Annotated in this window: 11 protein-coding genes; 6 read left to right on the forward strand and 5 right to left on the reverse strand. The window is 73.6% G+C overall.

Features of this window, described 5'->3' with window-relative positions; genetic code table 11:
* Position 1: 1 nt before the first annotated feature.
* From ACSRUE_RS40505 to ACSRUE_RS40520, 4 genes are all read left to right on the forward strand, one after another.
* Positions 2 to 367, forward strand: coding sequence for a hypothetical protein (locus tag ACSRUE_RS40505; RefSeq protein ID WP_441288217.1), 366 nt, complete (start codon positions 2 to 4; stop codon positions 365 to 367).
* Positions 368 to 505: 138 nt separating this feature from the next.
* Positions 506 to 1,162: an RNA polymerase sigma factor gene (locus ACSRUE_RS40510; protein WP_441288218.1), complete on the forward strand. Its 657-nt coding sequence runs from the start codon at positions 506 to 508 to the stop codon at positions 1,160 to 1,162.
* Positions 1,159 to 1,863 (forward strand): zf-HC2 domain-containing protein, encoded by a 705-nt coding sequence (locus ACSRUE_RS40515; protein WP_441288219.1) that lies wholly within the window; start codon positions 1,159 to 1,161, stop codon positions 1,861 to 1,863. The genes ACSRUE_RS40510 and ACSRUE_RS40515 overlap by 4 nt, the downstream gene beginning before the upstream one ends.
* An 89-nt stretch (positions 1,864 to 1,952) precedes the next feature.
* A complete protein-coding gene (locus tag ACSRUE_RS40520) occupies positions 1,953 to 2,831 on the forward strand; it encodes a DsbA family protein (RefSeq protein ID WP_441288220.1) in 879 nt (292 codons plus the stop codon).
* 92 nt (positions 2,832 to 2,923) lie between these two features.
* Here ACSRUE_RS40520 and ACSRUE_RS40525 read toward each other — a convergent pair whose 3' ends face one another.
* On the reverse strand, positions 2,924 to 6,616 hold the full coding sequence (locus ACSRUE_RS40525) for a serine/threonine-protein kinase (RefSeq protein WP_441288221.1): 3,693 nt from the start codon (positions 6,614 to 6,616) through the stop codon (positions 2,924 to 2,926).
* A 96-nt stretch (positions 6,617 to 6,712) separates the two neighbouring features.
* Positions 6,713 to 7,795, reverse strand: coding sequence for a hypothetical protein (locus tag ACSRUE_RS40530; protein WP_441288222.1), 1,083 nt, complete (start codon positions 7,793 to 7,795; stop codon positions 6,713 to 6,715).
* A gap of 192 nt (positions 7,796 to 7,987) precedes the next feature.
* On the opposite strand from ACSRUE_RS40530, the gene ACSRUE_RS40535 reads away from it, so the two are divergent.
* Complete coding sequence (locus ACSRUE_RS40535) at positions 7,988 to 8,326, forward strand: hypothetical protein (RefSeq protein WP_441288223.1); 339 nt, start codon at positions 7,988 to 7,990, stop codon at positions 8,324 to 8,326.
* Between the two features lie 19 nt (positions 8,327 to 8,345).
* Here ACSRUE_RS40535 and ACSRUE_RS40540 read toward each other — a convergent pair whose 3' ends face one another.
* Entirely contained in the window at positions 8,346 to 8,759 is a 414-nt protein-coding gene (locus ACSRUE_RS40540; protein WP_441288224.1) for a hypothetical protein, read from the reverse strand.
* 309 nt (positions 8,760 to 9,068) lie between these two features.
* Between ACSRUE_RS40540 and ACSRUE_RS40545 the strand changes: the two genes are divergently transcribed.
* Entirely contained in the window at positions 9,069 to 9,350 is a 282-nt protein-coding gene (locus tag ACSRUE_RS40545) for a hypothetical protein (protein WP_437769521.1), read from the forward strand.
* Between the two features lie 37 nt (positions 9,351 to 9,387).
* Here ACSRUE_RS40545 and ACSRUE_RS40550 read toward each other — a convergent pair whose 3' ends face one another.
* Together ACSRUE_RS40550 and ACSRUE_RS40555 are read right to left on the reverse strand one after the other, a co-directional pair.
* Positions 9,388 to 13,245, reverse strand: a complete 3,858-nt coding sequence (locus ACSRUE_RS40550; protein WP_441288225.1) for a hypothetical protein — start codon at positions 13,243 to 13,245, stop codon at positions 9,388 to 9,390.
* 593 nt (positions 13,246 to 13,838) lie between these two features.
* Positions 13,839 to 17,303 carry a nitric oxide synthase oxygenase gene (locus ACSRUE_RS40555; RefSeq protein WP_441288226.1) on the reverse strand — a complete coding sequence of 1,155 codons (3,465 nt, stop codon included), beginning with the start codon at positions 17,301 to 17,303 and terminating at the stop codon, positions 13,839 to 13,841.
* Positions 17,304 to 17,868: the final 565 nt, after the last annotated feature.

The raw sequence follows: 17,868 nt of genomic DNA on the forward strand, positions 1-17,868 counted from the left end.
GGTGGCACCGGCGCGGTCGCTGGAGCGCTCGGGGGAGCACGGCGGTCCCGAGGCCGATGAAAACGAGGAAGTGCTGGAAGAAGCGGGCGAGATTCAGCGGGTCGGGCGGTTCGATCGGCATGGCCGGAAGGCTACCAGCGCCGGCTCGTGGACGTCGTCCGCTTTCTTGGCCCGGCGAGTCGACCTGTGGCACGCGCGTGCGCGCGCGATGAGCCCGTGCAGGGTCAAGAGGAAAGTCGCGCCCGAGCGCCGCCCTCGCCGCACGATCGCCTCGACGTCGCTGCAGGACGAGCAGCGCGCGGGAGGCTACCAGGGCTTCCGGCCGGTGGGTGTCGATTTCGTGAGAGAAGATCCGTGGCATCCGTAAGTGGCATCGGCGCGTCACGCGGCGAGCGCCGCCGCGGCGTGCCAGCAGGAGATTCCAGCTCCGGCGAACACTCACCGCCAGACGGCAGCCGGGGAGGCCTTCCGATTTTTTCTGTAACTCCGGGGCGGGTCCGGCCACATGGGGCTCGTGGCATCGCTCTCGGAGGTCTGGATGGCGGCCCCGGCGCTCGCGGTCCAGGAGGGGGAGGATCCGGTGAGCACGCCGGTGGAGGGGGCGGAGCCCGCCGCGCGGAGGCGCGCGCTGGAGGCGCTGTACGCGGCGCACGCGCGGGCCATCCACCGCTTCCTCTGCGATCTGCTCGGGGACACGGCGGCGGCGGCCGACGCGACGCAGGAGACGTTCGTGCGGGCCATGCACCGGCTGCACACGCTGGAGACGCCAGAGCGGCCCGCGCCGTGGCTGTTCGGCATCGCCCGGCACGTGTCGCTGGAGCACCGGAGGGCGCGGCGGCGGCGGCGGCAGGTGCTCGTCGACGGGCCGCTCGACGCCTGGGAGGAGCGCCCGGCCGCGTGCGCGGCGCGGGCGCCGGGGGCGCCGCGCACGCCGGAGGACGAGCTGATGGGGCGCGAGGCGCTCACGGTGCTGGCCGGGGCGCTGGATCAGCTCGGCGAGGACCGGCGCGCGGCGCTCTTGCTCCGGCTGGATCACGGCCTCAGCTACGAGGAGATCGCGCGGCTCATGGAGTGGAGCCTGCCCAAGGTGAAGGTGGAGATCCACCGCGCGCGGCAGGAGCTGCGCGCGGAGATCGTGCGGTACGACGGAGGTGGGCGATGAGCGGGTGCCGTCCCGAGGTGGTGGAGGCGTACGCCCTCGGCGAGCTTTCGGCGGCGGAGGCGGCCGAGGTGGAGGCGCACCTCGCCGGCTGCAGCGCGTGCGCCGAGGAGCTCGCGTGGGTGCGCCGCGAGCAGGCCCTGTTCGCGGCCCGCGGGGCGGAGATCCCGGAGCCGCCGCCCTTCGAATCCATCCTGGTGCGCGTGCTCGACGAGGGGCGCGAGGCGCGCGCCGAGGAGGCCGCGCCCGCGCGCGCGGCCGCGTCGGCGGTCGACCACACAGCGGCCCCGGCGCCAGCGCGCCGGCGCGCGGCGGGGCCCTCGGGGAGGCGGGGCAGCCGAACGCACGCCATGAGCGCGCCGAGCACCCTGAAGAGGTGGCTCCCGCGCGCCGCGGCCGCCGTCGCGCTGGCGCTCGGGGCCGCGCTGCTCGGGCTGCCGCGCGACGCCGCGACGCCGCTCGCGCCGGAGCCGCGCGTGGCCGCGCCGAGCATCGCCCCGAGCGCGCCGCCTGCCCCGCCGGAGATCGTCTTCGAGGAAGAGCACGGCGCGGCCTGCGGGGAGGTCTGCGATGACACGCCCGGGGGGCACGACGTCGACGTCGATCCGTCCGAGCACCCGGGCAGTGATAGCCCGGGCGCCGGGGAGGCCTGCGACGACGAAATGGCGTGCGCTGATATGTCGTGTGTAACTCCCGAGCCGTAGCGGCAACAGGGGGAGTGAGGCCCGACGAAACGGCGACGCCGCAATGGCGACGCGAATCCCGCGCGCCGCGGGCCGAGGAGGAACAGACCATGCGCACTTCGACCCGCTCCCCGCTCGCCTTCCCTCTCCGCGCTGCCGCCACAGCCCTCGCCCTCGTGCTCACCGCCGCGTGCAGCAATGCGCCGGACGACACGGCCCCGATCGAGGAGGTCGCGCCGGCGGCCGCCGCGCTCCGCGCTGTATCCCAGAAGCCCGAGGCCCGGAAGCCCGAGGCCCGGAAGCCCGAGGCCGCGAAGGCGACGGCACAGAAGCCCGCGGCCGCAAATGCGGCGGAGGTGCCCGCGATCCACGGGCCCGGGGGGGCCTGCGATTCCGATCCGGGCGGCGACTGCGGCTCGTGCGACGGGGCCGGGGATCACGGGCCGGAGCACCTGATCGGCGAGGAGGTCGAGCGGGTCGACATCCGCAATGCGCCGACCCGCGGCCCGGCCAATGCGCCGGTGACGCTGGTGGTCTTCTCCGATTTCCAGTGCCCGTTCTCCAGCAAGTTCGCGGGCGTGCTCGACCAGCTCGAGCAGGAGTACCCCGGCAAGCTCCGCCTCGCCTTCAAGCACCGTCCCCTGCCCATCCACAAGCAGGCGCGCGTCGCGGCGCGGGCGTCCCTGGCGGCGCACGCGCAGGGCAAGTTCTGGGAGTACCAGGCGGCGCTGTTCGACAAGGCGCAGGGCGCGCTCGACCAGGCGGGCCTGGAGGAGCGCGCGGCGGATCTCGGGCTGGACGTGGTGCGGTTCGCGCGGGACATGCGGTCCCCCGGGCTGGAGGCCCAGGTGGCCGCCGACTTCGAGGAGGGCGAGCGGCTCGCGATCGAGGGCACGCCCACGCTGTTCGTGAATGGCCACCGCGTCATGGGTGCGCAGCCCATCGGCGTGCTGCGCACCGCCATCGCCCGCGCCCTGGCGGGGAAGTAGCTTCCTCCCGCCCGGAATAGCTCTGCCAGACCTGGATCTCCGCGCCGTCCCCCGCGGTGGCCGCCCGCGCGGTCACCGCGCGCTCGAAGAGATCACCCCTCGTCGAGCCACGCCGCCATCTCCGGCAGCAGGCCGCGCAACAGGCCGATGACGCGCGGGCTCGACGCGCGCACCTCGCCGACGAGCCGCCGGCGCTCCGCCTCGAGCCTGCCGAGCTGCGCGCGGCGCAGCGCCGCCCAGAGGCGCGCGCCGGCGGCGATGCTGTCGTCGCCGTGCTCCTCGGCCACGCGCCGGGCCTCCACCGCGTCCTCGAGGGCCTCCCCCACCCGCTCCAGCTCCCAGTGAACCTCGGCGCGCCGGAGCAGCGTCAGCGCGTGGTACCGGTCCCCCCGCGCCCGCTGGAGCTGCTCGGCCTGATCCGCGCTCTCCAGCGCGGCGGCGGGGTGGCCCGCCCGCGTGAGCGCCGCCGAAAGGAGCGAGAGCGCCGCCGCGCGGAGCGCGGGGTCCCCGTCCTGCGCCGCGAGCTCCGCGGTCCGCCGCGCGACCTCCGCTGCCTCCGCAAAGCGCCCCTCGCGCATCAGGAAGGCCGAGAGGTTCTGCAGGAGCAGCCGGAGCTGGCCCCGCATCCCCTGCTGCTCGGCCTCGGCGACGAGCCTGCGCAGCCGGTCGATCGCCACGCCGGTCCGCCCCAGCTCGGCCTCGAGCACCGCGAGATCGCCCCCGATGTGGACCCTGTGCCACGCCGAGGCCAGCGGCGCCGCGATGGCGAGCGCGCGCTGGAGATCGCGCTCCAGCAGCGCGTGATCGCGGCGGTTCTGCGCGTAGTTCAGCTCGCACCGGAGCACGCGGGCCGCGAGCTCGGCCGCGGGGCCCGCGCCCGCCGCGAGCTCCACCGCCTCGCCCGCGAGCGCCATCGCGCGATCCCCGGCGGCCACCCCCGCGAGCGCCATCCGCGCCTCGCAGCGGAGCGCGGCCTCGCCGAGCGCGTCCGCGTCGGCGAGCAGCCCCGGATCGTCGACCCCCGCCTCGCTGAGCCCGCGCGCCACCTCGAGCCGCTGGATGCGCCGGCGCACGTCGAGCGGCCCGCCGCGCGCCACGACGGCGTGCTCCGAGAGGCGCGCGAGCCGCCGGCTCGCCTCCTCGAGCTTCCGCCCCTGGATGAGCGCCCGGACCGCGTCGATCTCGAGGCCGGCGCGCGCCTCGGGATCCGCCGCGAGCGCGGCCAGCCGATCCGCGAGCGCCGCCGCCTCCTCGAAGAGCCCCGCGGCGGCCGCCTCGGCCATCGCGCGGCCGAGCCAGCGGCGCGCCTCGGCCGCGGCGCCGAGCCGCTCGTAGCCCGCGCCGAGGAGCCCCGCGTCCACGCGCCCCTGCGCGCCCTCCGCGAGCGCGTCGAGCAGCGCCCGGTGCAGCCGCTGGAACCACGGCCGCCGCTGCGTCAGGCGGAGCGCCGCCTGCCGCAGCATCTCCTGCGGGAAGCTGTACTCCTGCGCGTCGCCGGAGGCCGCCAGCACGCCCGCCCCGCCGAGCGCCTCGAGCGCCGCCTCGGCGCGCTCGTCGTCCCCCACGACACGCAGGAGCACGTCGACGCCGAGCCCGCCGCCGCAGAGCGCCACCGCGGCGAGGGTCCGCAGGGCGCTGCGCTCCGCGGCGCTGTCGGCGGCGAACGAGGCTACCCGGGCCTCGAGCAGATCGGCCACGCCGGGGACCTCCCCTCGCAGGGCCCGGTCGTCCGCGGCGCAGAGGATCCCGTCGCGGAGCGCCAGGGCGCCGCTCTCGTGCCACGCCATGAGCGCGTGCACGATGTAGAAGGGCACGCCTCCGGACGTCGCGACAACGGCCCGCTCCAGCGCGGGCGCGAGCGGGGCGAGCGGGACAACGAGCGCCGCGGCCCCGCCCTGCGCGGCCTCCGGATGCAGGCCGCGGCCCACCGCCTGCGCGAGCTCGGCGGCGGCCTCGGGGTCGAGCGGCGCGAGGCCGAGGTAGGTCACGCCGGGGCACACCCGCGCGCGCACCTCGCCCAGCAGGGCGCGCAGGGGCGCCGGCCGGCTCGGCTCGCTGCGCGCGGCCGCCATCACGAGCAGCCGGCCCTGCCCCTCCGCGGCGGCGCGCCGCAGGAGCAGCTTGATCAGCTCCAGCGTCGCCGCGTCGGCCCACTGCAGATCGTCGACGAGGAGCAGCAGCGGCTCGCGGGCGCTCGCCCGCAGCAGCGCGTCCTCGATGGCCTCGACCGTGTGCGCGACCTCGTCCGCGGAGGGGAACAGCGCCGGAGACAGCGCCCGCTCCAGCACCGCGGGGAGCGCGCGGAGCTCGGGGAGGTCGCTCTCGCCGAGCTCCTCGGCGGCGCGGCGCAGCGGATAGAACGGGCTCCGTCGCTCCGGCAGGCACCGGAGCCGGACGGCGTGGCGCAGGTCCCATCCGGTGCGCTCGACCGCGGCGTCGAGGAGCCGGCTGCGCCCGATCCCCTGGTGGCCGCCCACCACGATCCCGCGCACGCGGCCCTCCTGCGCGGCCTGCGCAGCGCGCGCGATCGCGTCGAGCTCGGCTCGCCGCCCGAAGAGCGGCGGCCGGCCGTCGGGCGGCGGCCGCGCGGGGCGGTCCTCCGGCAGCGGCCGCGCGGGGCGGTCCTCCGGCAGCGGCCGCGCGGGGCGATCCTCAAGCGGCGGCGGCGGCCGCGCGGATCGGTCGGACCCGCGAAGTGGCGGCTGCGACCCTTCCTTGCTCCCTGGCGGGGCGAGCTCGGGATCGAGCGCGGCGAGGATGCGATCGAGCTCGCGCGCGACCTGATCGGCGTGCCGCGGGCGGCTCTGAGGGTCCAGGGCGACCAGCGTTGCCGTGAGGCGAGAGAGGAGGCCGGTCGCCGTCGTCGGATCGGGCACGAGCGCCTCGAGCGGGGGAGCCGGTCGCTGCGGCACGAGGAGCCAGTGCGCGGTCTCCCCGCTGCGTTGCTCGAGCTCGGCGGGGAGGCTGCCGGTCCTCAGGCGGAAGATCAGGACGCCGAGCGCGTAGAGATCGCTGGCCGGCGTGGCGGACTGGCCGGCGACAGCGCACTCCGGCGCGATGTAGCCGGGCGTCCCCGCGAGCACGGAGCCCAGCTCCCGGACGGCGCCGGCGACCGCGGGCACGCTCAAGGTCACGGTCGCGCCCGCCGGCTCCTCGGCCAGCACCGTGCCGGAGTATCCGTCGACCACCACGGTGGGCGGCGCCCCGGCGGGGGCGGCGAGCCCCCGCTCGACCCAGCTCCGCGCGTTTCCCCCGGAGATCCCGAAATCGATCAGCTTGTAGACGCCCGAGCCGCGGACGACGTTGGCGGGCTTGATGTCCCGATGGACGAGCCCGGCGGTGTGCACCGCGGAGAGCGCCCAGGCGACGGCGGACGCCGCTTCGAGGACGGCGCGCTCGGGGAGGCGGCCTGCCTCGCGCGCGAGCTCATCGAGGCTCGTGCCGGCCACGTACTCCATCACGAGGCCGACCACGCCGAGGGCGTCGTCGCGCTGGAACGAATAGAACCGCACGACGTTCGGGTGCTCGACCCGGCAGAGCGCCTGCGCCTCGTCGAGAATCGTGTCTCGCCACGCCGCCGTCGCGTCGGGGGAGCCCGCGAGCTGCTCGGGTACGAAGAAGAGCTTGATGGCGACGTCGCGGAGCTTCCTGCCTTCGTAGATCTCCTCGGCGAGCCAGACCGGCGCGAACCCGCCGCTGCCGAGCTGCCGGACGAGCCGGAAGGGACCGAGGCGGGCGCCCTGCCCGAGCGGGGTTCCGGAGGGATTCGGCGGCGAGCTGGGCATCCGCCGCGGAGCATATCCCAGCCACCCCGGCGCTCCGGCAGGAACCGGTCGCTCGCGCTCTCCATCGCGCGCTCATGCGTTCGTGCGCGGGCGCCGTCAGGGCACGATCTCGCGGACGCTGCCCTTCTTGTACAGGAGCCCGTCGGGGCCTACCCCGTCGCTCCGGAAATAGACGCTGATGTTGGGCTTGCCGGTCTCCGAGCCCTCCCGTGTCGGCTCCCGCGTGAGCCTCATTGCGGGATCGATGCCCGGCCGACAGGGCTCGCCTCCCACGCCGAAATCGGTCCCCTGGTCGACGTGCTCGTGGATCTTCACCCAGGTGCCTCCGCTCGCGCCGTCGGTCTCGTCGATCCAGAGCTCCTGCTTCACATCGCCGTTCGGCAGGTCGTAGACGAGCTGCTTGTACCCGATCCATACCTGCTCCGGCATGCCGCCTTCCCAGTACGTCTTGCCGAGGATGGCCGAGGAGGCGGGGTGATTCGTCTCCTTCTCGAAATCGACCTTGCCGTCGTAGCGCATGCGGGCGGCGATCCCGCGCGTGTCGCATTTGTTGACGTCCTCGTCGCCGATCGTGCCGTGGTTGGTGCGCGTCATGGCGACGAGGCCGCCATAAGGTGTCCCGTCGTCGGCGGCCCGCAGGAAATACATCGTGACCTCGACGTCGCGCCACGGGTCGGCGAGCGCGGGGTCGTGCACGTACATCCGCGGGACGCGGCCGCTGATCTTGAGAATGCCCTGGCCGTCGGTGTCATAGGACGCATCGCCGTGGTCGGCGTCGAACCAAGCGTCGGCCGGGTCGATCCCCGAAAAGGTGCGCGCGACGCCGTTGTCCCAGGTCGAGAACCACGTTTTGCCCGAAGGCAGCGTGGGCCGCAGCATCGCTATCCCGAACCTGTCGAGCCGTCCCTCCTCCCCTCCCCCGGCGCCGGCCGAGCTGGACGCCTCTGCGCTGCTGGCTGCGGACGACGCCTCCGCGCCGCCGCCGGGGCCGTTGCCACCGGGGCCGCCGCCACCGGGGCTGTTGCCGCCGGGGCCGTTGCCGCCGAGACCGTTGCCGCCGCCGGATTGACTTCCTGACGCAGGTACGTGTTTCTCCGCGCAACCGGCGCTGCTCAAGCTGACGGCAGCCGAGGTGACGGACATCGCGATCATGAAGAAGGCGCGCACGCCCATCTTCATAACATGATCTCAACAGTTCTGCGAGGCCCTTGAAGGCGAGATACTGGCGGCGACGCACCGACGAGGCGCATTACGGAAACAGCTCCGTTTCAGCTCGACAATTGGACCTTTCATCGTGCTTCGAGCGGGCAGCCGCTCGACGAGTTCGCCCGCTGGGTGGCGCCACGCCGGCCGCTTGAATGGGTGCTATCCATGCTACAGTACCTGCCCATGTCGACGACGGCCCGTGAGGAGCTCCTGTGGCGGTTCGCCAGGACCGGCGATCCCGAGATCGACGCGCGCCAGGACCGCATCCTGGAAGTCCTGCTCACGGCCAATCCCAAGATGAAGCAGCGTCTGGTCGACGAGGGCCGCCTCGAGGGTCGCCTCGACGAGGCGCGCGCGGCCCTGCGCCGCGTGCTCGCGCACCGGCAGCTCGCGCTCACCCCGGAGGATGCGGCGCGCATCGAGACGTGCACCGACCACGCGACCTTGGAGAGGTGGCTCGGTCAGGCGCTCGCGGCGTCCAGCGCAGAGCAGGCCCTGCGCTGAGCGCCGCCGCCGGCGCTCCTCAGCACCGGAACGGCCGCGGCAGCATCAGCGGCCCCTCCGGAAAGGGCCCGCGCACCATCAGCCGCACCGCCCCCGCACCGCCCCCGGCGTCGTCCCCGTCCATGGAGACGTGCGGCTCCGCCGTCCCCACCATGCCGAGCGCATCCGGGCACGCGAAGAGCTCCACGCGCCGCACCGGCGCCGGCAGCCTGCGGAGGATCTCGTCGAGCGGCGGCAGCTCCGCAGCCACGACATCGTAAAGGCACAGGACGTCGCCGGCGCTCTCCAGGGAGACGATGGCGTCGAGATCCTCGGCGTAGAACAGCGGCCGATCCAGCTCGTTGACCACGAACACCGCGGCCGGACCGGTGACCCCCAGCTTCGTCGAGGCAGGCGCGTGGCGCGACCCTTGCCCCCTTCCATCCATCTCCACAGCGCGGCTCCATGATTCGAGGCAGCTCGACTCTCGCGGAAGACGACAGAGATTGAGCCACAGAGGACACAGAAGACAGAAAACAAAGGTTCGAGAAACACGGGACCGAGAAATACAGCCCTGATTCTCTCCATCCCTCTCTCCCCTCTGTGCCCTCCCCTCTCTCCCCTCTGTGCCCCCTGTGGTCCGATTCTTCTCGTTACATCTCATCCCCTCGGAGTTCCAGCAGGATTGCGCCCCCGGTGTCCCCGCCCCATGACAACAGCAACGCATCGCCCCGCGAGGCGCTGCGCCAACGTGGAGGGAACCATGAAAAGCACGCTCGTTGCGATGATCCTCGGCGCGCTCTCGCTGTCCACCGTGATGTCCAGCAGCGGTCCCGCGCGAGCCCAGCACGGGGACCGGGACCACGCGCCACGCGGCTCCTATCTCAGGACGTGCAGGAACATCCGGATGGATCGCGGCACGCTGTACGCGCGCTGCGAGGACCGAAGGGGAAACTGGCACCCGACGCGCCTGGTGGACGCGAGGCGGTGCCGAGGAGACATCGAGAACAGGAACGGCCAGCTCCGCTGCGACCGCGGCCGCTGACGCGCGCCGCGGCGATGAGCAGGCGCGCATCGGCCTGCTACGTGCCCCAGCGGCGGCGCTCGTCCTCTTCGTCCGCCGCGTGCCGCTCATGGCTGCGCGTCAGGGACTCGATGAGTCGCTCGGCGAAGGCGTGGACGAGCGGGTCGGGGTCGGCGAGCCACGCGCGCGCGCGTTCGAGCTGCTCAGCGTCGTGCTCGGCCAGGCTCGCGACCAATCCATCCGTGCTGTGGGCACGGGCGATGATCTCGTCGGCGACCGAGCTCCGCGGCCCGAACCGCTGCACAAGGGCGCGCCAGATGGGATCGAGCTCGGGCGCGCTGGGGCGCACGATCGCTGCCGCCGTGCGACCACGGCGCGCGTCGTGCCCGACCCATGCGAGGACATCCTCCGCGGGCCAGGCGAACGAGGAGCGATGAAACATGAACGCCATCTGCAGGTGCCCCGCCGCGGCGTCGCGCCGGTCCAGGGTCGTCGCGACGGCCCGCCACGCTGTTCGGGCATCGCGCGCGGCGGCCGCATGCAATGCCTTCCATGCATGGTCCTTGGCGCCGCGAGGCTGCGATAGCGCGACGAGCGCGAGGTCCGCGACGCGCGCCGCCTCCCCCTGCTCGACGAGGAGCCGCGCCCCCAGCTCCCAGAAGTGGTCGGTCATGCCGTGCACGCGGTGGGGCGCCAGGCGTTCCAGCGCCCGGAGCAGGAGTGCTCTCAAGGGCGCCGCGCGCTCGGGTCGGTCCTGGATGCGCTCGACGAGTAGCTCCAGTGCCGCCGCGGCGTGCTCGATCGGCGTCCCTTCGACGAGCGCCCCCGCGAAGGCGGCGAACGCCGCCTCGCTCACCTGGAGCAGCCAGCGCCGGCGCCGGCCCAGCTCCAGCACACAGGCCTCGTCGAGGAGGCCACCCTGCACCGCCCGCTGAACCCAGGCGAGGCGCTCGTCCGTCGCGCCCAGCTCTATGACGGCCAGCGCGAACAGCGGCGCCTCGGCCGCGTCCAGCTTCAGATCGCTCAGGACCGCTTCCGCCGCGGCGCCTCGGCCCGCCTGCGCCCAGCCGCCCAGGTAGCGCGCGAAGACGGCTCGCTTCCTCCACGCCCGCACCCCGTGGCACGCCCTCGCCCGCTCGCGGAGCCCCGCGAGCAGGATCCCACGCTCGTCGCACCGACCTAGCGCGTAAGCGAACACATGCGCGCGTACGGCCTCATCGGACACAAGCAAGTCCACCTCGTTCAGCATGGGGACGTCACCCGCGAGCCCCTCGCGCACGAGCGCATCGTCGAGCGCGTCGTCGTCCTCGCGGAGCGCGGCCGGTCCCCACGCCCCGACGCGCTGGCGAAGGCGCTCCCTGAACGAGGACGGCGCGAGCAGCGCCTCGAGCCGCCCGGGGTACGCGCTGTCGGGCGCGAGCCAGTCCGCGTCGTAGGTTCGCACGGCCTCGAGAATATCGCGGAGCTGGACGCGCTCGGATTCCGTGAAATCGTCCAGGTGCGCGGCGAGGGTCGCCATGGCGTGGTCGCCCATCCCGGCCCGGACTGCGCCGCGCAGCTCATCGGCGACCGCTCGCTTCGCCTTGGCCGCCACGTACGGATGGGGATCACCGAAGCGCGCGCCGAGGAGCGTCCAGGCCTGGGCTCGGGCGAGGCGGGCCTCCTCGCCCGTGGGCGCCGTCCAGGCGCCGTCGGTCGCCTCGTGCGCGACGCGGAGCGCCCTCGTCGCCAGGACCGCCTGGACGCCCTTGAGGGCGACCGTGCGGACGGCGGGCTCGGGATCGTTCAGCCGATGTTCCAGGAGGGCCACGCGCTCGGCGAGCGACCGACGCGAGGCGTTCAGCTCGACGAGGAACAGGCCCGCCCAGGTCGCCGTGGCGTTGTTGGCGTACGACTCGTTCTCGGCCTGAGCGAGGCGGAGCAGCGCGGCCTCCGCATCCTCGAAGGCGTCCGCGCGGGTCGCGAGCTCCTCCAGGGCGAACACGATCCCGCGGCGCTCCTCGACGCGCGCGCGCAATTCGTCGATGCTCGACGCCTCGATCCGCCGGCGGAGCTCGCGCGCGGTCGCGCCGGGCGCATGCCGGGCGACGAACCGGAGGCGCGGCCCGAGCAGGCCGAGCGACCTGAGCTCCCCCCAGTCCGCCGGCGCCCGCTCGAGATCCTCGACGCCGGCCCGAGCCATACCGACCAGGAGCTCGCGGGAGAGCCCGAGCCGCAACAGGGTCTCGAAGAAGTCGTCCAGGTAGAGCTGGCCGTACCGAACCAGCGTCCGGCCTCCCGGATCGTGCCCTCCGTCCGGGTCGAGGAGCCACGCGATCACCTCCCGCTCGAGCACGAGCGGCGTCACGTACTTGTACTTCCAGCCCTGGTTGCGCCGGAGGATGCCGCGCTTCACGCACTGATCCGCGACATCGAACAGGTCCTGGCCACGCTCGAGACCCACGGCGCGGGCCACCTCCTCCCGCTGCGCCGGCGAGAGCTCGCCCCAGTCGATCCGTCGCGTGACGGACGCGGCGAGCAGACAGCGCGCGCGGCGGAGGCGGAGCGCCTCGAGCTCCGGACCTCGATCCGCCTCCCAGGACGCCGCGAGCGCCCACTGCGCCGCCTCGCGCACGTCGCGGGGCGGGCGCTCCTCGGCGAGGGACTCGCGCGCGAGCAGGTCGACGAACCACGGATAGCCCTCGCTCAACCGGGCGACGTCATGGACCCTCTCCGCGTCGGTCGGCCCTCCGAGCACGCGGGCTGCGAGCGTCCGGGTGGCGGTCGGGTCGAGCGGTTCGAGATACCAGCGCGGGGAGAGCCTCGGCTTGTCCAGCACCTGCCTGGGCGCCGGCGTCACGATCAGGAGCCGCGCCGACGTGTGTGTCCTCGTGGCGGCGAGGAAGCGCGCGGCGAGCGACTCCACCTGGTTCGGCGGGCAATCGTCGATGATCAAGACGACCGCGGGGTGGCGAACCAGCAGCCGTCCGCGGTCGAGCGCATCGAGCGCATCCTCGGGGGTCCGGGCGACCCGCACGCGCTGCTCGATGGCCGGGTCGCTCGCGAGCGCCTCCAGCACCAGGCGCGTCTTGCCGACGCCCGGGGGGCCAACGAGCCACGCCGCCAGCTCGCGGGGCGTGGACGGGGCGCATCGGATGAACCCGAGCAACGCGTCGCGCAACGCCCCTCGCGCCGCATCGTCGGTGAACTCCGGCTCGCTCCTGTCTTCCTGGTGGTGAGCGCGCCATGCGTCGAGGCCGTGCAGCAGCGGGACGAGACCAAAGCGGTCGACCCACGCGGCGATGCTCCCGCCCTCGGGTTGGCGCGCGCGCAGGAAACCGGTGAGCGCGTGGGCGTCCAGGATCTCGATGCGCGCGCTTGGATCCTCAGCGTCCGGCCGTTCCCGTTTCATGCGCTCCCAGAGCGCTGCGGCGAGATGCTTGTGGGGGGTTCGCTTGACGCCGCCCCTCTCGACCTCGTAATCACACTTTCCGATGGTGTTGATGAGCAGCTTGAAGTAGCCGCCCTCCAGGAGCACCTGGATCACCCGGCCAGGGCCCTTGCGATCGTTCACGTCCCGAAGCGCGAGGTTGAGCCATTTCTCTCCGCTCTTGCAGCCATAGGCCGTGCGAACCTGCCCGTCCTCCGTGAGCGGGGTCAGGAGGTGCTTTCGCTGATAATCGATCTTGGGGGTGACGGGCGACCGCCTCACGGTAAGCAGGATGTCGCGTCCGCCATCCGCAATGCTCCGTCCCGCTGGACCGTCGAGCTCCGGACCGTCGTGCCGCTCATAGGCCTCGAACCGGATCAGATCGAAGCAAAACTGCTCGAACTGGTCGGGTTCGAGTGCCTCCAGATGGTCGACCTTGAGGTCCGTCCAGCCGAGCGGGTCGCGGGTCACACTGGGACTATGGGCCGGCAGCGCCTCACGGGTCAACGAAGGCCCCCGCCGTCAGGAGGATAGCAACAGCGAACGCCGGACGTCGCCCGCTCAGGCGAGCGAGCCAGGCGGACGTCGGTTCCTCCCCCCATCGAGGCAGTCGCGCTCGGCACGCGCTCATCCGACCTCCCTGGCCCCTGCCTCTCCCAGCAGACGCGATCCGTCGCGCCCCCCCTCCGCCACCCCCTCGCGGCTCACTCGATCCGTCGCGCCACCCCCTCCGCCACCCCCTCGCGGCTCACTCGATCCGTCGCGCCCCCCCCTCCGCCACCCCCTCGCGGCTCACTCGATCCGTCGCGCCCCCCTCCGCCACCCCCTCGCGGCTCACTCGATCCGTCGCGCACCCCCTCCGCCACCCCCTCGCGGCTCACTCGATCCGTCGCGCACCCCCTCCGCCACCCCCCTCGCGACGGTTCGAGTCCGTCGCGCACCCCCTCCGCCACCCCCCTCGCGACGGATCGAGTCCGTCGCGCACCCTCCCGGGGCCGGGCGTCTCGGCACGACCTCTCTCTCGCAGCCAGGGAGGAGCTCCGTCAGGCGACGCGGTACCCGACCAGGTCCGGCGTCCGCGCGTGGATGCGCCTTCGCCGCTACCCCTTCCGCTCCTTCCACGGATCGTCCTGATACAGATAGTTCGGCTTCAGGATCTTGTTCTCCATGTTGGTGTGGAACACCGCCATGGTCGACGCCGACATCGGCGGGACGATCCACGTCCAGTCCGCATACACCGGGCGCTCGCACTGCCGCTCCTGCTGCTCGAACCTCTTGAAGTACTCCGAGAGCGTGTGGTGGTCCATCATCCGCACCTTGGCCTGCCGGAACGAGTGCAGCACCGCGATGTTCAGCTCGACCAGCGCGGCGTCCTGCCACAGCGTGTCGCTGCGCGTCCGGTCCAGCCCGAGGCGATCCGCGATGAGCGGCAGCTGGTCGTACCGCGTCACGTCGCTCAGGTTGCGCGCGCCGATCTCGGTGCCCATGTAAAAGCCGTTGAACGGCGCCGCCGTGTACTGGATCCCGCCGAGATCGAGGGCCAGGTTGGAGACCGCAGGCAGCGCGTGCCACTTCAGCCCGAGCTCGGCGAACCACGCATACCGCGGGTGCTCGATCGGCACCTCGAGCACCTTCTCCCGCGGCAGCTCGAACCACTTCGGCCGGCCGTCGCCGATCTGGAGGATCAACGGCAGCAGATCGAAGCGCGTCCGCTCCCCGCCCGGCCAGCCCAGCGCGAGCGCCTGGTCCGTCAGCTCCACGTTCCCAGGATCGCCGAGGACGCCGCCCTCCGGCAGCCGGTAGCCCGCATAGCGGACCAGCTGGCCGTTCCAGATGCGGATCCGCGGTTCACCCGGCCTGAACACCGTCATGGTCGCCCGGATGTCGCCCCCGTTGGTCGCCAGATCGAGGTGCTCGACGAGCGCCTGGAAGATCTCCTCCTCCGTCTTCAGGTGCCGCAGATCGCGCACGTGGAGCGTCGACCAGAAGAAGCGCCCGATGCAGCGCGAGCTGTTGCGCCACGCGAGCCGGGCGCCGTAGGCGAGCTCGTCGGGCAGGTGCGTGTACGTCCCGTGCTTCTCCAGGCTCGCCCGCACCTCCTGCCAGCGCTCTTCCACCGCCGAGGGCACCCCGAGCTCCGCGTAGCACTGGCGCAGGAACGCCTCGGCCTCGGTCGGCACCGCCTCGGGCGCGGTGGGGGTCACGTGAAACGACCCGTGCTCGACCGGACACACCCCGCCAGCCGCCCGCGCCGCGCCGGCGCGCCGGAGCGGCGTCGGGCGGACCTCGCCGGCGGTGTCGACGTTCGAGCTGAACAGCTCCCGCTGGATGGCGTCCGGCGGCCAGCCCACCGCGCGCAGGTGCTCCTGCGCGTCGCGCATGAAGGCATCGGGACCGCACACGAGCGCCCGCGATCCCGGCCGGTAAGGGTACAGCTCGGCCACCTGCTCCCTGGACAGCCGCCCCTCCGCCTTCGTCGCGCGCAGGCGGAACGCGACGCCGGGCGTACGGCCGGCGATCGCGCGCAGATCCTCCTCGAAATAGGCGAAATCCGCGGCGCGCGACGCCGACCAGTCGAGGAGGAAGGCCCGCGCGTCGGGGGGGCCGGCCCTGCCGTCGAGCGCCCGCAGCATCGCCATCGCCGGCGTGACGCCGATCCCGCCCGCGAGGAACACCACCCGCTCCACGGGCGGCGCCGGAAGGACGAAGCTGCCCTTCGGCGCCGACGCGCGCAGCAGCGAGGCCGCGGCGCGCTCGCACAGCCACCGCGAGAACACCCCGAGCTCCTCGCGCTTCACCGTGATCTCGTAGTCGCCGCCGGCGCGCGCCGGCGCCGAGAGCGTGTACGCGCGCGCCACCCAGCGCCGATCGAGGTAGCCCTGCACGAGCACGTGCTGCCCGGGCACCGACGCCGCCGGCGCGCCGCCGACCGGCGAGAGCGTGATCTGGAAGATCCCGGGGCAGAGCTCCCGCGCGGCCTTCACCTCGGCCTGCTGGAGGCTCGATCCGCCGAACATCTCGGCGAGCGCCGGGGCGCAGCCGCCGCAGATCTGGCCCGCCCGCGTCCGCTCCGCCAGCTCGGCGGGCGTCGCGCACCCGGCCTCAATGAGGCTCGTGATCTGCCCGCGCTTGACCCCGGCGCAGTTGCACACGATCTCGTTCGGCTCGAACAGCGCCGCGGGCTGATCGATCTTCAGCTCGCCGAGCTCCCGGAACGTCGTGAGCTGCCAGCCGGGCAGCGGGCCGCGCGCCATGAGCAGCCGCATCGCCGAGGGGAGGTCGTTCCATTCCCCCTCGACGTGCAGCCCCGCGAGCTGCCCGCTCGACACGAGCAGCGCGCGGCGCTTGTCGCGATCCCCGCACGGCACCCACCGGAGGCCCTCCGTGGGCGCGTCGAGCCACCGCGCCGAGACGCCGCTCCCGTCGAGCGCGCGGGAGAGCGACAGGATGCGGCCGGCGCCGTCCACGATCTTCGAGATCGCGGCCTCCTTGCCGGCCAGCGCGCCCATCGCGGCGCCGCGCTCGACGACCCCCTCGCGCCGGGAGAGCAGCCCCTGCCCGGGCAGCAGATGGACGTTGACGAAATCGAGCGCGTGCCGCTCGGCCCAGGCATCGACGCTCGCGGGCGGCAGCTCGAGCCAGGCCTCGTCGGACCCGCGGACGTCCGCGGGGATCCCCTCCCCGGCCAGGCTCGCCCAGCCCTCGATGAGCGCCTCGGCCGCCGCCTTCCGCAGGCCCGCCTGGACGAGCGCCGCCACGGCCTGCTCGGCCGGCGCGTCCACGTACCTGAGCTCGAACGAGTCCTCGCGCAGCAGCTGCTGGACCAGGTTGCCGAGCCGCCCCTGCAGCCCGGCGGTGAACTCCTCGAAGTCGACGGTCCCGTCCCCGGTCGTGTCCGCGGCCACGAGCAGCGCCTTCGCCTCGTCGGCCCGCATCCCGAGGCCGGTGAGGTACGGCAGGAGCTCGTCCTCGCTGAGCTTGCGGTTGTGGTCGCGATCGATCTCCTCGAACCGGCGCCAGGCGAAGCGCTCGCTCGTCAGGCCGGCGCGGAGGCCGCGGGAGAGCGCGGCCGCCACCTCGGCGCCCGAGCACGCTGCGGGGCCGCAGACGACGGGCGCCGGCGCGCCGGGCTGCTCCAGCGCGCGGATCGCCCTGCGGGCCACGTCCGCGGGCGCCACCCAGGGCAACGCGCCGCCGCCCAGCGGCAGCGGCAGCGTGCGGCGGAGCCGGATGTCCTCGCGCCAGAGGTCGAGCGCGCTCAGCAGAGGTCCGTGCCAGACCGTGGTCACCGCCTGGCCGGAGGCGCGCACGGACGCCTCGGCGTCGCGGATCTGCTGCCCCACCCGGCTCGAGGGAGGGAAGTACGGCGCCACCCAGAGGAGGTGCGACGCGCCCACCTCCCTCGCCGACGCGAGGAAGGTCCGCGCGGCCACGAGCGGATAGGCGAGATCCGCGGTGCCCATCACGAGCGCGATGGCCGGCATTGCGGGCTCGATCGGCAGCGACCGGAGGAAGGAGGCGAGGTCGTTTCTGGGCTCGGAACAGACGATCTTGAGGAAGCTCATGGTGCTCGACACGGGCAGCCGCGGAGGAGCGCAACCGCCCTCGCGGCCGCCAGGCGGCGCCGAGGGCTGCGCGCAGGCGCGGAGCGCCCCGCGCCAGGATACGGCGCATCCCCCGGCCGGCCGAAACCCGAAAACGCCAGCACGACCCGGCACACACCGCCGCACCCGGATGACCAAGGTGTGCACGGCGTCGGGGGATTCCTTGTTTTGCCTCGAGGAGACCCGTCCGCGCGTCACAATCTGCCTCATGGGGCACTTTGGTGCGCCGGCCCGCGCTCTCGTCGCGCCGGGACACGACGTTGACGCGGGCACCGCTCGACGACACCGCTGCTGGCAGCCGCGTGACGCCACCGAAATCTCGCCCGCTCGCTCGGGGTGACGGGCGAGCGCCCTCCGCTTTATCCGCGGGAAATTCGGCGAGATGGGGGACCGGGCGCACGAGCGTGCCCCCCCCGCCGCGCGCGCTCGAGCCCCGCCCTGCGCGCGCTCCGTACAGCCTGTGGCTGTGTACGACTGCGGACCGGACATACGGGCACGATCCTTGAATTCGCTCGCTCAGCGCAGC

Origin of the sequence: Sorangium sp. KYC3313 (assembly GCF_052075895.1) — a bacterium.
In the GTDB taxonomy this organism is placed as follows: domain Bacteria; phylum Myxococcota_A; class Polyangia; order Polyangiales; family Polyangiaceae; genus Sorangium; species Sorangium cellulosum_B.

Bases quoted from the DNA above. Each gene is read 5' to 3' on its own strand.
- ACSRUE_RS40555 (WP_441288226.1), bottom strand. From the start codon at position 17,303: ATGAGCTTCCTCAAGATCGTCTGTTCCGAGCCCAGAAACGACCTCGCC.
- ACSRUE_RS40530 (WP_441288222.1), bottom strand. From the start codon at position 7,795: ATGAAGATGGGCGTGCGCGCCTTCTTCATGATCGCGATGTCCGTCACC.
- ACSRUE_RS40515 (WP_441288219.1), top strand. From the start codon at position 1,159: ATGAGCGGGTGCCGTCCCGAGGTGGTGGAGGCGTACGCCCTCGGCGAG.
- ACSRUE_RS40525 (WP_441288221.1), bottom strand. From the start codon at position 6,616: ATGCCCAGCTCGCCGCCGAATCCCTCCGGAACCCCGCTCGGGCAGGGC.
- ACSRUE_RS40520 (WP_441288220.1), top strand. From the start codon at position 1,953: ATGCGCACTTCGACCCGCTCCCCGCTCGCCTTCCCTCTCCGCGCTGCC.
- ACSRUE_RS40535 (WP_441288223.1), top strand. From the start codon at position 7,988: ATGCTACAGTACCTGCCCATGTCGACGACGGCCCGTGAGGAGCTCCTG.
- ACSRUE_RS40510 (WP_441288218.1), top strand. From the start codon at position 506: ATGGGGCTCGTGGCATCGCTCTCGGAGGTCTGGATGGCGGCCCCGGCG.
- ACSRUE_RS40545 (WP_437769521.1), top strand. From the start codon at position 9,069: ATGAAAAGCACGCTCGTTGCGATGATCCTCGGCGCGCTCTCGCTGTCC.